Source organism: Streptomyces sp. NPDC104307, assembly GCF_055584045.1.
The window spans coordinates 150,346-164,888 of the sequence record NZ_JBVJMU010000004.1; the positions used below are offsets into that span (position 1 = coordinate 150,346).

General features: G+C 71.2%; 16 protein-coding genes. 6 read left to right on the forward strand and 10 right to left on the reverse strand.

The window, feature by feature from the left end:
- Positions 1-138 precede the first annotated feature (138 nt).
- From ACZ601_RS13560 to ACZ601_RS13570, 3 genes are all read left to right on the forward strand, one after another.
- On the forward strand, positions 139-639 hold the full coding sequence (locus ACZ601_RS13560; protein WP_469536834.1) for a hypothetical protein: 501 nt from the start codon (positions 139-141) through the stop codon (positions 637-639).
- 119 nt (positions 640-758) lie between these two features.
- Entirely contained in the window at positions 759-1,265 is a 507-nt protein-coding gene (locus ACZ601_RS13565; protein WP_469536837.1) for a hypothetical protein, read from the forward strand.
- A 166-nt stretch (positions 1,266-1,431) separates the two neighbouring features.
- Positions 1,432-2,982 carry a hypothetical protein gene (locus ACZ601_RS13570; RefSeq protein WP_469536839.1) on the forward strand — a complete coding sequence of 517 codons (1,551 nt, stop codon included), beginning with the start codon at positions 1,432-1,434 and terminating at the stop codon, positions 2,980-2,982.
- Here the strand turns inward: ACZ601_RS13570 and ACZ601_RS13575 are convergent.
- Entirely contained in the window at positions 2,921-3,838 is a 918-nt protein-coding gene (locus tag ACZ601_RS13575) for a LysR family transcriptional regulator (protein WP_469536842.1), read from the reverse strand. The genes ACZ601_RS13570 and ACZ601_RS13575 overlap by 62 nt on opposite strands.
- Before the next feature lie 284 nt (positions 3,839-4,122).
- Here ACZ601_RS13575 and ACZ601_RS13580 point away from each other — a divergent pair, with 284 nt between their 5' ends.
- The 3 genes from ACZ601_RS13580 (at position 4,123) to ACZ601_RS13590 (ending at position 6,791) form a co-directional block, all read left to right on the forward strand.
- Entirely contained in the window at positions 4,123-4,746 is a 624-nt protein-coding gene (locus ACZ601_RS13580; RefSeq protein ID WP_469536844.1) for a LysE family transporter, read from the forward strand.
- Between the two features lie 156 nt (positions 4,747-4,902).
- Positions 4,903-5,442, forward strand: coding sequence for a helix-turn-helix domain-containing protein (locus ACZ601_RS13585; RefSeq protein ID WP_469536847.1), 540 nt, complete (start codon positions 4,903-4,905; stop codon positions 5,440-5,442).
- Positions 5,442-6,791 (forward strand): MFS transporter, encoded by a 1,350-nt coding sequence (locus tag ACZ601_RS13590; RefSeq protein WP_469536848.1) that lies wholly within the window; start codon positions 5,442-5,444, stop codon positions 6,789-6,791. The genes ACZ601_RS13585 and ACZ601_RS13590 overlap by 1 nt, the downstream gene beginning before the upstream one ends.
- Here ACZ601_RS13590 and ACZ601_RS13595 read toward each other — a convergent pair.
- The 9 genes from ACZ601_RS13595 to ACZ601_RS13635 form a co-directional block, all read right to left on the reverse strand.
- Entirely contained in the window at positions 6,779-7,351 is a 573-nt protein-coding gene (locus ACZ601_RS13595) for a YbhB/YbcL family Raf kinase inhibitor-like protein (protein ID WP_469536851.1), read from the reverse strand. The two genes, ACZ601_RS13590 and ACZ601_RS13595, sit on opposite strands and share 13 nt — an antisense overlap.
- Positions 7,348-7,917: a cysteine hydrolase family protein gene (locus ACZ601_RS13600; RefSeq protein ID WP_469536854.1), complete on the reverse strand. Its 570-nt coding sequence runs from the start codon at positions 7,915-7,917 to the stop codon at positions 7,348-7,350. The genes ACZ601_RS13595 and ACZ601_RS13600 overlap by 4 nt, the downstream gene beginning before the upstream one ends.
- A 105-nt stretch (positions 7,918-8,022) precedes the next feature.
- Entirely contained in the window at positions 8,023-9,771 is a 1,749-nt protein-coding gene (locus tag ACZ601_RS13605) for an MFS transporter (RefSeq protein ID WP_469536857.1), read from the reverse strand.
- Positions 9,772-9,808: 37 nt separating this feature from the next.
- On the reverse strand, positions 9,809-10,249 hold the full coding sequence (locus ACZ601_RS13610; RefSeq protein WP_469536860.1) for a MarR family winged helix-turn-helix transcriptional regulator: 441 nt from the start codon (positions 10,247-10,249) through the stop codon (positions 9,809-9,811).
- 116 nt (positions 10,250-10,365) lie between these two features.
- Positions 10,366-10,998, reverse strand: a complete 633-nt coding sequence (locus ACZ601_RS13615; protein ID WP_469536862.1) for an HAD family hydrolase — start codon at positions 10,996-10,998, stop codon at positions 10,366-10,368.
- Positions 10,999-11,068: 70 nt separating this feature from the next.
- Positions 11,069-11,242 carry a hypothetical protein gene (locus ACZ601_RS13620; protein ID WP_469536865.1) on the reverse strand — a complete coding sequence of 58 codons (174 nt, stop codon included), beginning with the start codon at positions 11,240-11,242 and terminating at the stop codon, positions 11,069-11,071.
- Complete coding sequence (locus ACZ601_RS13625) at positions 11,239-12,258, reverse strand: aldo/keto reductase (protein WP_469536867.1); 1,020 nt, start codon at positions 12,256-12,258, stop codon at positions 11,239-11,241. The genes ACZ601_RS13620 and ACZ601_RS13625 overlap by 4 nt, the downstream gene beginning before the upstream one ends.
- 50 nt (positions 12,259-12,308) lie before the next feature.
- Positions 12,309-13,133 carry an aldo/keto reductase gene (locus ACZ601_RS13630; protein WP_469536870.1) on the reverse strand — a complete coding sequence of 275 codons (825 nt, stop codon included), beginning with the start codon at positions 13,131-13,133 and terminating at the stop codon, positions 12,309-12,311.
- 185 nt (positions 13,134-13,318) lie between these two features.
- Positions 13,319-14,533, reverse strand: coding sequence for an ROK family transcriptional regulator (locus ACZ601_RS13635; protein ID WP_469536873.1), 1,215 nt, complete (start codon positions 14,531-14,533; stop codon positions 13,319-13,321).
- Between the last annotated feature and the right edge of the window lie 10 nt (positions 14,534-14,543).

Below are 14,543 nucleotides of genomic sequence, written 5' to 3' on the forward strand. Positions count from 1 at the left end.
ACTGTCTTCCCGAGGACGTACGGGATCCTCGTGAGCCCGGGGCTCCTCGGATCGCGGCCCGGCGAACGGCCCGTTCTTTACGCGCCCCGCGTGGAGTGGGAAGTTGGGGGCCGGCGGCTCCTGCGGAAGGGATCGCACATGGCCTGGGACCACGACATGCTGTGGCCTCGCTGCGCCTACCTGGGTCGCGCCCTGCTGCCACTGCTCGACCAGGAGGTATGGCGCCGGGATCGCCGCCGGGAGGGGCTGCGGGGCTGGGGCATCGACACGTCGGTGGGGGAACGGCTCATCGAGGTCATCGCGGCCCTGGCAGGCCACGCTGTCGCGCTGGACGCTTCCCTGTCCGCGGCCGAGTTCGAGAACCTGCCCCTCAGCACCGTGGCCGACGCGGCGACCGGCAAGTGCGACTTCGAGCTGCTCGCCGGGCTCCCGGACACCTTCGCCGACGAGCGCGACGAAATCGCTGTCAAGGTCTTCCGGCTGTACGCCTACAAGGGCGGCCGGACCAGTCTCCAGCTCATTCGACTCGGCACGGAAGTACGCCGCACGTTGATCGTCCTTGCCGCCCGCGAGCCGTCACCGTCCCCGACGTGCGCGGACGTCTTCCGCCGGGCGGCCACGGCCAACCTGCCGCAGTAGGCGCACCGGCTCCGCGCCGTTGCCCCCGGCGGCGCGTTTCCGCCGGACGACCCGCTGCGCGGGCTCCGCCCGCGACCGGCGCCAGTAGCCCGGGGCGGCACAGCCCTTAGCCTCAGCCGATGCGAATCCTGTTCACGTTCATCGGCGGCAGCGGACACTTCCGACCTCTCATCCCGGTGGCCCGAGCAGCTCAGGCGGCAGGACACACGGTCGCTTTCGCCGGTGCGGGTGGGAGGGGTCCCGAGATCGCAGCCGCCGGGTTCACCGCCCTGGCCACGAGCGAGCCGCGCAGACGTACGGAAGCCGCGGAAGCCGCCGAGCCCGCAGAACGCCGGACGGTGGAGCCACCCGATCCGGAAGCGGATGTGCGGCACCTCGCGGAGGGCTTCGCCCAGCGCGGGGCACGGCGGCACGCCTCGGCCGTCCTTGAACGCGCGCGTGCGTGGAAGCCCGACGTCCTGGTGCGTGACGAGGTCGACTTCGGCACCGCGATCGCGGCCGAGTCGCTCGCCATTCCCTGCGCGACCGACGTCGCCTACCGCAGCGCCGCCGAGCGGGTCGGAGAGGAGATCAACGCGCTACCGGGGCCCGAGCAGACGATTCCCCTGCTCGAAGCGCTCCATTGACCGGTATCCGGGCGTTCCGACAACGCGGCGAGGTGCCGTAGCCGGCGTCGCGCGCCCGCCAGGGATCGTGGGACAGCCCTTAAGGCGCCGGAGCGACGGCGGCGGTCTCGCTGCCGGTCAGCTGCTGGTTGTGGGGCCAATCACGGGGCGGGCAGTATGTGTTGCTGTGAATCATGTACTGTGCGGCCTCGCCGTCAACGCGGCTCTGCCCTCCGAGCTGGTGCAGCGTCTGATCGCGGTCGCGGACGCGGACATCGCCGAGAGCCTGGCCGGCCGTGCCGGCCTCAGCCCCGAGCAGGCGGTCACCCTGGCCGCCCGGGTCGAGGGGAGTGCTGAACGACTGGCGTACGAGGGTCTGCTGACCGCCGCCGACATCGATCCCGTCACACAGCCGGACGCAGCGCTCGCCCTGCTCGACCGGCGTGCCGGGGATCCGGAGTGGGCACGGCACTTCGCCACGGACCCGGATGCGCGGCGCAGGGAGAAGCTGGCCGCCTGCCCCGGGCTTCCGGACGACGTACGAGAAGTGCTCGCCTCGGACCCGGACATCCGGGTCGTCGCGGAACTGGCGCTGTGGACAACAGCAGGCATGGCGGCCCGGCTCGCCCGTCATCCTCACGCGGAGGTCCGCCGCGCGGCGGCGGCGAACGAGGCCACGCCACCGGACCTCCTGGCCGCGCTCGCCACCGGTGAAGGACTTCCCCCGGCGGAACGCTGCCTGGTCTGCGACAGCGTGGCGACACCATTCGTCCACGATCCGCACTGCCCCCGGCCCGACTGCGATCTGCGGTCCGGCGCCTCCTGCGACGGCTCCCACGAATCCACCGTCCATGAAACGGCCGAGCGGGTACTGCGGAATCCCGCCGCGCCGGTCGAGGCTCTCCTCCGGTTCGCCGGCCACCCCTCCATGATGCTGCGCTGGGCCCTCGCGGCCCATCCCGGCCTGCCGCCGGAGACAGGGCTGAAGCTCGCCGACGATCCCATTCCCGGAGTCCGGGCCGAACTCGCGGAGAACCCGGCGATCGACACGGCGCTCATCCAGAAGCTGGCCACCGACCGCGGCTACGACGTGCAGCGCACACTCGCGCACAACCCCCGGGTGCCGCTGGACGTACTGCCCCGGCTCGCGGCCGCCGTCAGGATCGGACCGACGCTGCTGCCGCGGATATCCGCCGCCACCGCCTCAGAGGCCGAGGAGCTGTCCCGCTCGTCGAATCCCTCGGTACGGATGTTCCTGGCCCAACGACGCGATCTACCGGCCGGGGTTCGCGACAGGCTGGCCGCCGACCCCGACGCGAAGGTGGTCAAGTCCATAGCACCGCACCTGGGCCTGTCGGAGCATCAACTGCGGGCCATGATCGGACGGCACGGAGTCCAGGCCATGGCCGGGGTGGCGGCCAATCCGGACACACCGCAGGCCCTGCTCGAAGAGCTGTCCCGCCACGATCCACCGGCCCGCAGAGCACTGCGTGAGATCGCCCGGCACCGCAACGCGACGGGACCCGCACTGCTCGCCTGTCTCGCCGACAGCCGGGCCCGGCCCCTGGCCGCCCGGCACCCGGCCCTTCCGCCCCGGGCCGTGGTCGAACTACTCGCCGACGACGACTGGCAGGTGGTGGAGGCCGCCGCCGCCAACCCCTCGCTGCCGCCGTCGGTCATGAGAGACCTGGTACCCCGAGCCGAGCGGACTCCCGCAGCGCCCGCAGCCCGTCACTGACCAGGGGCGTGCTCCCCCCGCCGCGTCGGACGAAGCCGACCAGCCGACGCGTCGGCAGCACGTCGCCGGTCAACGGTACGCGTACGAGCTCATAGCCCTGGGGGAACGTCGCGAGGCGCGGCAGCAGGCAGATTCCATGGCCGCCGGCGACCAGCGCCGCGATCGCGGACCAGTCGACCGCGTTGTGGGTGACGCGGGGTGAGAAGCCCGCTGCCGCGCACGCCGAGGTGAGCAGCAGGTGCTGGTCCCTGGGGTCGCCGGCGCGGAGCCACGTCTCGATGTCCGCCTCGTGCAGTTCGACCGAGGCGCGGTCGGCGAACCGGTGGGCGCGCGGCACCAGGAGGTCCTGCGGCTCCTGGAGCAGCAGGTGCTGTTCGAAGCGTTCGTCGTCGGCGGTGGGTGTGCCGGGGGCGGGAATGACGATGGCGATGTCGCGTTCACGCGTCAGCAGCATCCGGAAGCGGTCGGCCTCCGGATCCTCACCGATGTAGTACGTCATCCCCGGATGCCAGGAGAGCAGCCGGGCGACGGCCGGGACCACCAGGGGGCCGAGCGCCGTCGCCACCGAGGTGATACGCAGCTCACCCGGACCGTTGTTCCGGTGCGCGGCCAGGTCTGCGGCGGCCCGCTCCCACTGCGCGTGCAGGACATCCGCGTGTTCGACGAGTGTGCGGGCGGCGGGCGTGAGCCGGACCCGGCGGCCGTGCGGTTCGAGCAGACGCACATTCAGCTCGGCGGCGAGACGGCGCAGCTGCTGAGAGACGGTGGAGGGGGTGAGGTGCAGGGACTCCGCCGTGGCGGTGACGGTACCGGTCTCGGCAAGTACCCGGAGGGTCTGCAGACGCGGGTCGATCATGTGGCCTCCTCACACGATTGTGTGCACAACTCTTCGATGGACACGAACGATCGTAGTTCTCCAATCTGAACGTCGGACCGGTTCTCTCACCTGGTTCTCGCGGCGCTGTCGTCGCCCGCCCGTCGAAGGAGCAGCTGAACCATGATCAAACATCTTGAGGTGGCCGTCTCCGACGTGTCCGCTGTCTGTCGACGCCCGTTCAGCGGCCGGGCGGTGGGGTTCGGCCGGAGGGCCGGTGCGCGCGGCCGGCCGTGCGGGGTGTTCGGGCGCGGCGGGGCCGCGTCGTGACCGCTGCGGTCGTCGCCGGGCTGCTCGCCGGATACGGTCTCGCGATGCCGGTCGGGGCCGTCGCCGTGCTGATGGTGAACATGACCGCGGCGACCTCGTTTCGGACCGGCGCCGCGGCCGCGTTCGGCGCGGCCACCGCCGACGCGGGCTATGCGGTGGCGGCGGTTCTCGGCGGCAGCTCGCTGGTGGTGGCCGTGCGGCCGGTGCTGGGGCCGCTGCGCTGGACCGCCTTCGCGATTCTGGCCCTCATGGCAGCGCGCGTCCTGCGCACAGCGCTGCGACGCGGGCCGGATGCCGCCGCGAACACCCCGGCCCACCCACCGGTCACCCCGCTGCGCGCCTATGTCACCTATCTGTCGCTGACCGCGCTCAACCCCTGGCCCGCCATCTACTTCGTCACGCTGGTCTTCGGGCAGCAGGCTCAACAGCGCATGAGCGGAGCCGAGTCGGCCGGCTACCTGACCGCCATCACCTTCGCCTCGGTGAGCTGGCAGCTGCTCCTGGCCGGCGGCGGCCGGCTGCTCGGGGGCGCCCTCACCGGTCCTCGCGGCCGCACTGTCACCGCGGTGGTCTCCAGCTGCCTGATCCTCGGTCTCGGTCTGCACATGGCAGTCGGCTGAACACTCTTTCACCGCACAGTCGTTGAGTGACAGCTCTTCGGCGCCGGCCGGTCGGCAGCGACGGCTCAGCACCTTGGACAGCGAATTCTGAATGAGGTCACGGAAATCACGGAAACCCCTTGCCCAATGGTCAAGAAACGTTGACCATTGGGACGCATGACTACGGATGATCTGCCCGAGACGCTTCACGTCACCACCGACGAGCAGCTACGCGCCGTCTCCAGCCTCACGCGCCACCGGATCATGGCCGTGCTCCGCTTCGAGCCGGCGACGATCACGCAGATCGCCGGGCGGGTGGGCCTCGCGAAGGGGAGTTCCAGCTATCACGTGCGGCTGCTGGAGCGGGCCGGTCTGGTGAAGGTCGTACGGACGCGGAAGGTTCGGGGGGTCACCGAGCGGTACTACGCGATGGCCGCGCGGGCGATCGTGCTGCCGGATCCGGGGACCGGACAGCCGGATGTGCTGATGCGGCATGCGGTGGCGGACCTGGAAGCGGCGCCCGTGGAGGGCGAGCGGTATGTACGGATGGCTCATCTGCGGCTCACAGAGGAGCAGTTCACGGAGCTGGGGGCGCGGCTGGAGGAGCTGGCCGACGAGTACCGGCAGCTGTCGGATCCGGCACTGCCGGATGTGTCGCTGGCCTTCGCGCTGTTCCGGCCGGGGTCGCGCGAGCAGGGCGAGGGGGAGGCCAAGTGATGTCGGACGTGCGGAAGTTGCCGACCGGGTTCGGGCGGCTGTGGACCGCTCAGACCGTATCCTCGCTCGGTGACGGCGTGACGCATGCCGCGCTGCCGCTGCTCGCGTTGACGCTGACACGGGATCCGATGGCGCTCGCCGTCGTCACAGCCGCCGGGACGCTGCCGTGGCTGCTCTTCGGGGTGGTCGGCGGCGCGCTGATGGACCGCTGGGACCGCCGGCGCACGATGTGGGTCGCGGACACGGCTCGTGCGGTGCTGCTCGTGATGCCGGCGGCGGCCGCGGTGCTCGGCGTGCTGAGCATTCCGCTGCTCGCGGCCGTCGCCTTCCTGCTCGGCCTCGGCGGGCTCTTCTTCGACACGGCCGCCACGGCCTATCTGCCCGATCTGCTCGGCCGCGACCCCGTACATCTGGAGCGCGCCAACTCCCGGCTGCGCGGCGCCCAGACCGCCATGGCCGGATTCGCCGGGCCGCCCGCGGGCAGTGCGCTGCTCGCGCTCGGCCGGGCGGTTCCGCTGGTCGCCGACGCGGTGTCGTTCGCGCTCTCCGCGCTGCTCGTACGGTCGCTGCCCGCCGTGCCCCGGCCGGCCGGGGGCGTCCGCGCGTCGCTGCTCCGGGAGGCACGGGACGGGGCCTCGTACGTGTTCCGGGACCGGTTGCTGCTCGGGCTCGCGCTCCGTCCGGCGGTCGGGAACGTGGCCTTCCTCGCCGTGGAGACCGTCCTCGCCCTCTTCGCGCACGACCGTCTCGGCATCGGCGCCTTCGGCTTCGGCCTGCTGCTCACGGCGGAGGCCACCGGCGGGCTCCTCGGGGCGGGCATCGCCTCCTTCCTCGGCCGGCGGCTGGGCACCGGCACCGCGCTGACCTGCACGGCCGCGGCCGAGGGCCTTGCCGTCCTGGGGCTTGCCGCTGCCCCGAATCCGTACGTGGCCGGGTTCGCGCTCGCCGTCTGCGGGGCGGGCATGGGCGCCACGATGGTGCTCGCGCCCTCCCTCCGGCAGGCGATCGTCCCTGCCCGCCTGATGGGGCGGGTCGCCTCCACCTCCCGGATGCTCGCCATGTGCGCGGCCCCGTTCGGCGCTTTCGCCGGTGGATGGCTGGCCACCGCGTACGACGTCCGCACCCCGCTCTACGCCGCCGCCGGAGTTCTCCTCACCATGACGGCCCTCACCGCGAGCATGACCGGCAACCGCCGGGTCGAGGCCGCGCTGCGGGGCGCCGAGCCGGCCGGCGGTCCGGTTCGGCCGGCAGCCGGGAGCCCCGTCCTGGAGGGTGCGCCCGCTCGTCGTCGTGAACCTGTAGCGGACGGTGCCGCGGAGACCTCACATGTCCCCGGTCAGCGTTCGTAGGTGCCGGTCAGCCGGCCCCGGGCGAGGACGGGCGCGGTGATGGCGCCCAGGAGTGCGCGGGGCCGTGTCCGGTCGGCCGCCTCCGCGCCGAGGGCACCGTCCGCAGTGGCCCCGAGGGCGAACAACTGGAAGGTGTAGCGGTGTGGTCCGTGGCCCTTGATGGGCGCGGGGCCGTGGTAGCCCCGTCCGATGGTGGAACGGAGCACCCGCACCCCGGTGGCGGGCCGCCGGGCGTCGAGGGCGCCAGGGGTGAGCTCTCCCGATGCCGGGTCGAGGAGAGCGACGCAGTGTACGGCGGGCCTGGGCAGGGGGACGTCGATGTCCTCCACCACCAGGAGGAGTCGGGCGGTTCCGGGTGGCGGCGCCGTCCAGGCCAGATGGGGGGAGAGATTTTCGCCGCCGATGTTCTTCGCACCGTGTCGCGGTGGCATGGGATCACCGTGGGCGAAGTCCCGGCTGGTGAGGGTCAGCAGTGCGGGGCCCTGGAGGTTCGGCAGGTTCCACGCCGTATGGGCCTCGCCCGCTCTGCGGTTGTTCAGGAGCCTGCCGAGCAGCGTCATCGTGTCGCCTCGACCATGTCGATGATCTCGGCGGTGATGGCGGTTTCACCGATCTTGGGAAAGACACGTTCGATGCTGTGGCGGTGGGACTCGGGATCGGGGTCGCACATGGCATCGGTGGCCATGACGACGTGGTAGCCGTGGTCGGAGGCCGAGCGTGCGGTCGACTCGACGCCCGCGCTGGTCGAGATGCCCGCGAGCACGGTCTGGGTGACGCCCAGGTCTCGCAGGAGGGTGTCGAGGCCGGTGTCGTGGAACGCGCTGCGCCGCCGCTTGGTGATCAGGTGGTCGGCCGGCTGGACATCGAGTTCGTCGATGAGGTCTGCCCAGCCGGCGGGCCGGGCACCGTCGTTCGCGGACCGTCCGGCGTCGGTACGGCCCGACGCGCGTCCGGTGACGTTGACGAGGACCACGGGCAGGTCGTGGCGCCGGAAGGAGGCGGCCAGCCGGGTCGCCTGTTCGACGGCGGTGGCGGCGAGTGGACTGCCCGTCAGGGCGGAGACGATGCCCTCCTGCAGGTCGATCACGACGAGTGCGGGCCTGGGATCGATCGTAGTCAGTGTCATGCGGTTGTTTCTCCTGTGGATGCCGGCCGGTTGCCGGGCGGGACAGTTCGGGTGGTCGCAGCCGCATCGGTGGTCGCAGCCGCTTCGGTCCTCGCGGCCGCTGAACTACCCCTGTGGTCGTGCGAGGGTGTCCGGGGTCGGGGTCTCGTGCGGAGCCGGGGCCTTGGCCTCGGGGCTGCTGCCGCGCAGAGCGGAGGCGATGGCGGCGAGCAGCGCGAGGGCGGCGCCGAAGGCGAAGACGATGATCAGGCCGGAGTGGAAGGGGCCGGCGATCAGGGACGGAAAGAACTCGCGTCCGGTCAGGGCCTGTTGCCGCGCCTCGGTGAGGTGAGTGAGAGTGCCGGTGGGCTGGAGCAGGTGCTGGATGGGATTGACGCCCAGCTGGGCGGCGAAGAGCGACGAGACCGGGGGCAGGCTGCCGACCTGGCCGGCGACATCCGCCGGCACGCCTTGCTGCTGCAGGACGCTGGTCAGCGTGTGCGGGAGGCTGCCGGCCAGCCCGGCGATCATGAGGGAGAAGAACACGCCGATGGAGACGGCGGTGCCGGAGTTCTGGAACGTGGCGCGCATGCCGGAGGCGACGCCACGCAGCCGGGCGGGCACACTGCCCATGATCGAGGAGGAGTTGGGGGAGGCGAACATGCCGCTGGCGATCCCGTTCAGCGTGATCAGCACAGCGAATATCCAGTAACTGAAGTCGATCGGCAGGAACATCAGCCCGAGGAAGCTCGCGCCGAACAGCAACGCGCCGCCGGTGGCCAGGCCCCGGGAGCCGATCCGGTCGGACAGATAGCCGGAGACGGGCCCGGCGGCGAGAAATCCGGCCGTCAGCGGGAGCATGAAGATGCCGGCCCACAGGGGCGTGTCGCTGTAGTCGTAGCCGTGCAGCGGCAGCCAGATGCCTTGCAGCCAGATGATCAGTACGAACTGCATCCCGCCTCGGCCGATCGAGATGGCCAGGCCCGCCAGGTTGCCGAAGGTGAAGGCCCGGAGGCGGAACAGGCTCAGTTCGATCATGGGCGCGGAGACGCGGTTCTCAATGACGACGAACGCCGCCAGGAGGATAAGTCCGCCGGCTATCAGCCCGTCAGCCAGCGGATTGGTCCAGCCCATGGTGTGCCCGCCGTAGGGCTGGAGGCCGAAGGTGACCGCGATCAGGACCGCGCTGAGTCCGACCGCGAAGGTGATGTTGCCCCACCAGTCGATCCGGCCGCCACCGCGCTTTCCGGTCTCCCGCAGGGTGCGGTAGGCCCAGACCGTGAAGAACACTCCGACCGGCACGTTCACCCAGAACACCGCCCGCCAGTCCCAGGCCGCCAGCAGTCCCCCGGCGACCAGACCGATGAACATCCCGGCCAGGGCCGCGACCTGGTTGATGCCCAGGGCGAAGCCGCGCTGTTCCTCGGGAAACGCGTCGGTCAGGATCGCGGCCGAGTTCGCCGTCAGCATCGAGCCGCCGACAGCCTGCAACAGGCGCCAGGCGATCAGCCACATCGCTCCGTGGCCCCCGTCGAAGGGGTCGAAGGACAGCAGTATCGAGGCGAAGGTGAAGACCGCGAACCCGGAGTTGTAGATCAGGACCCGGCCGTACATGTCTCCCAGTCGCCCCACCGTGACCACCAGGACGGCCTGGACCAGCCGGTACCCCATGATCATCCACAGCAGGTAGGCGATGTTGCCCGGGGCCAGCGGGTCCAGGTGCACGCCCCTGAAGATGGCCGGCAGGGCGATCAGCACGATGGAGCCGTCCAACGCGGACATGAAGACCGCGGCGGTCGTATTCGTCAGCGCTGTCCACTTGTACCGGTCACCGGGCGAGCTGCGCGTGGCGCGCGTCCTGGCTGGGTCCGTCATCCGTCTGACTCCTCGTGGTCGCGTCGGTGCCAGACGCTCAGATGTTCTGGGCCAGCCGGTCCAGCAGGGGTCCTGCCGCCGCGAGCTGCTCCAGCTCGGCCGGGGTGAACGCGCCGCCGGCCAGCGCCTGGGCGATGAGCTCGGTGCGCGCGTTGCGCTTGTCCCGCAGCTCCCGCCGGCCGGCCTCACTCACCGTCAGCACCACGCGCCTGCCGTCGTCCGGATCGGGGCTGCGCTCGACCAGGCCCCGGGACCTCAGCGCGGCGAGCGTCGCCCCCATGGCCTGGGCGGTGATCTGCACGTCCCGGGCCAGCGCGGAGGAGGTGGTGGACCCCGAACGCTCCAGACGCGACAGGGCGGTCCGCTCCGGCATCGTGAGCCCGCCCCCGGTGGGCACCTGCCGCACCCGCCGCAACAGCGCTCCGACGCCCACGAGCAGGGAGGCGGCGACCTTTCCGGGGTCCGCATCTTCGTTCATATACTAAGGCTACCTTATCAATCAGCCTTATTTGTTTTTGGGCGCGATCGGTCTCGGTACACCTGTTGCGGCTTCGGCTGTCGCGGCTTCGGCTGTTGCCGCGTCGACCGAGGAACTCAGCCGTCCAGCAGGGGCCCGAGCGACGCCTGGAGGTCTGATGGTCCGCGGTAGTGCACGCCGGTCATCCCGAGCGCGACGGCGGCTTCGATGTTCTCCAGCCGGTCGTCCACGAAGAGGCATCGGTCCACGGTGACGCCGGCCCGCTCGGCAGCGATCTCGTAGATCTTCGGGTCCGGCTTGGCAACCCCCACCCGGGCACTGCTCACGACGTGGTCGGCGAAGTCCGCCAGCCCCAGCGACACCAGATCGCTCTCCAACTCCAGGGTCGCGTTGGTCACCAGGACCAGGGGCATGTGAGCGCGCACCCGACGGAGCAGGCCCACCACCGCCTCGTCGGCGCGGAACGGCGCCTCAGCCAGCGCCGCGCCCAGTTCGTGGGCCCGCGCCCGCGGCACCCGGCAGGACAGGCCGAGCGCGATGGACTCCACCCATTGCTTCTGGGTGATCTCGCCGAGGAGCAGTGGCAGATCCGTCTCCGGTGCGAAGGCCACTTCCATGGTCGTGCCCGGGGCCAGCCCCGCGAGGCGCTCCAGGCTCGTCAACCGCGTCGTGTCATAGAACCGGATCACGTTGTCGAAATCGCACAGCACCGCGTCGAAAGCCCTGCCGGAGGGATGAGAAGTCGTCACCGCCCCTGGATAGCACAGGGGCGGTGACGACTGGTGTCTCAGGTGTCCTTGTTCCGGAGTGCCCGCCGGGTCAGGCGGCGAGGGTCTTCTCCAGTGCGGCGAGTCCGTCGCGGTAGACGCCTTCGCCGAGCCGGCTCTCCTTGATGCAGGGGAGCCAGTCCGGCAGGGAGCCGAAGCCGCCGATGAGCTGCCAGACCCGGTCCGCGGACCACGTGGTGGTGAGGGTGACGGTGGTGGTGGTCATGACGCTTCCCGCACGGGGACGGGCGCGTCGTGGGCGATGATCTTCTGGTCCCGCAGTGACTTCCAGAAGGCGTACGGCACGTTCTCGGTGAGGGCGCCGAGGTCCTCGGCTATCCGGCTGGGGCGGGTCGCGCCGGGGATGGCCGCGGCGACGGCCGGGTGCGCCAGGACGAACTGGAGCGCGGCGGACTTGATGCCGATGCCGTGTTCCTGTGCCAGCGCCTTGATCCGGCTCACCTTATCGACGATGCCGGCGGGCGCCTCGGCGTACTCGTAGTGGTTGCCGCCGGCGAGGATGCCGGAGCTGTAGGGGCCGCCGACGACGATGTCGACGTCGTGCTCGGCCGCGGCGGGCAGGAGGCGCTGGAGGGCCCGCGAGTGGTCGAGCAGGGTGTAGCGGCCGGCGAGGAGGAACGCGTCGGGGCGCGGCTCGTCCAGGTCCAGGGTCAGCTCCAGCGGCTCGACTTTGTTGACGCCGAGTCCCCAGGCCTTGATGACCCCCTCCTCGCGCAGCCGGGTCAGGGCGCGGAACGCACCGGTGCGGGCGCTCTCATACATGGCCAGCCAGTCGTCGCCGTAGAAGTCCTGGGCGATGTCGTGGACCCAGACGATGTCGAGACGGTCCGTCCTGAGGCGCTTGAGGCTGTCCTCGACGGAGCGCAGCGTCGCGTCGGCGCTGTAGTCGTTGACGATCCTGTTGGGGCGTCCGTGCTCGAAGAGGGCGCCCTTTTCTCCGAGTCGGCGGCTCGCGGGGTCCTCGACCTCGTCGAGGATGACCCGGCCGACCTTGGTGGACAGGACGTACTCCTCGCGCGGCTTGTCGGCGAGGACGTCGCCGAGGCGGATCTCGGCGAGGCCGGCGCCGTACAGCGGGGCGGTGTCGAAGTAGCGGATGCCCTGGTCCCAGGCGGCCTGCACGGTGGCGGCGGCCTCTTCGTCGGGGATGGCGCGGAACATGTTGCCCAGGGGGGCGGTGCCGAAGCCGATGCGGCCGGGCAGCAGGGAGCGGACGGTCATGGGTGGTGCCTCGATCTTGTGCGTGGGGGTGTGGTGGTGACCGGGGAGGGTCAGTTGAGGGTGTCCGGGTCCGGCCCGGTGCGCAGGGCGCGGTCCAGGGCGGTGAGGGCCTCGATGTCCTCGGTGCTCAGCCGGAAGCCGAAGACGTCGAGGTTCTCGCGGATGCGGGCCTCGGTCACCGACTTGGGGATGACCACGTTGCCGGTCTGCAGGTGCCAGCGCAGGACGATCTGGGCCGGGCTCCTGCCGTGCTTCGCCGCGAGCGAGACGACCGCATCGTCGCTCAGGACGGCGCCCTGGGCGAGCGGGCTCCAGGCCTCGGTGGCGATGGAGTGGCGGGCGTGGAAGTCGCGCAGTTCCCGCTGCTGGAGGCCGGGGTGCAGCTCGATCTGGTTGACGGCCGGGACGACGGAGGCGCCCTTCAGCAGGCGCTCCAGGTGGGCGGGCTGGAAGTTGGAGACGCCGATGGCGCGGGTGCGCCCGTCCGCGAGGAGCTTCTCCAGGGCGCGCCAGGTGTCGGAGTAGAGGTCGCGGGCCGGGGTCGGCCAGTGGATCAGGTAGAGGTCGACATGGTCGAGCCCGAGCTTGTCCAGGGAGGCGTCGAAGGCGGCCAGCGCGGAGTCGTAGCCCTGGTCGGCGTTCCACAGCTTGGTGGTGATGAACAGCTCGTCGCGGGCGATGCCGGATTCGGCGAGCGCCCGGCCGACGCCCCTCTCGTTGCCGTAGACCGCGGCGGTGTCGATGCTGCGGTATCCGGCGTCGAGGGCGGTGGCGACGGCGGCGGTGGTCTCCTCGTCGGGGACCTGGAAGACCCCGAAGCCGAGCTGCGGCATGGTGACGCCGTTGTTGAGGGTGATGTTCGGGATGGAGCTCATGATGTCTCGTTCTCTCCGGGGGGACACGCGTGCAACAGCGCCTTACAAGCGAAAACAATACTTGCATGCGCGGGCTATTGCAAACGCGCCATGCTGGCGTGCGCCTTATGTCCTGGGGCTCCCCCGGTCCGCGTGTCCCCTCGCCCGCTGTCTCCTCGCCCTCTGTCCCCTTTCCCTCTGTCTCCTCAGCCCAGCAGCAGGGACCTCGGCTGGGCGGAGAGCGCCTGGTCCAGGACGAGGGAGGCCGCTCCGACGGCGGCCACGTTCTCGCCCAGGACGGTCGAGGCGACGGTGGTGGGGTGGGCCGCCCTGACGAACGGGGACCTGGCCACCATCGGCTCGATGGTGGCCAGGAGACGCTCACCCAGTACGTGCCAGGCAGGTCCGCCGAAGACGATGCTGTCGACGTCCAGGAGCGTCGCCGCCGCGCACACCCCCCGGCCGACGCGCAGCCCCAGCCGCTCGATGATGCCGTCCGCCTGGGCGTCCCCCTCCGCGGCGAGCTGCCCGAGGCGCTCCAGGCCGCTCTGCGCGTCGGCCGGATCGAGCACGGTGTACTCACCACCGAGCACGCCGAGGGCGATGGCCTCCTCGACCAGGGTCCGTGTCGAGCAGGCGGCGCCGAGCCCGCCCACCTCGCCTGCGTTCCCGGAGACGCCGCGCAGCACGGTGTCGTCCACCACGAGCCCCATGCCGGAACCCGTACCGAGGTAGAAGAAGAGCAGGTTGCGGCTGTCGGTGCCCGCCCCCGCCCAGCGCTCCGCGACGACGGCGGCCGTGACGTCCTTGTCGAGCAGGGCCGGGAACCCGGTCGCCTCGCTGAGCCGGTCGCGCAGCGGATAGCGGCCCCAGCCATGCAGCTCGGGCGGTTCCACCACCCATCCCGCGGTGACGTCGATGGGGCCGGGCGCGGCGATGCCGAGGCCGAGGACCCGTCCGTCGTCGATCCCGGACTCCGCCACGATCCCGGACACGGACGCGGCCATGTCCGCGACGGTGCCGTCGGTGTCGCCGCCGCTGGGGGTACGGCGGCTGCGCTGGGCGACCACCTTCCCGAGCAGGTCCACCAGGACGCAGGTGATCACGGCGGGGTCGAGATGGACGCCCACCGCGTACCGGGAGGTGGGGACGATCTCCAACAGGGTGCGGGGCTTCCCGCTGCCGGTGTTGTGCTTGCCCGACTCACGGGCGAGGCCCTGGTCGAGCAGTCGTCGGGTGATGTTGGAGACGGTCTGCGCGGACAGCCCGGTGGCCTGCGCGAGCTCCACCCGGCTCAGGCCGCCGCGCCCCCGCCGGCGGATGGCGTCGAGGATCACGGACTCGTTGAAATCCCCCATCCTCGGCAGGTTGGTGCCACGCCGGATGGCGCCCTTCTCCGTGCTCGCCGTCTTGCTCGTCAACGTGTCTCTC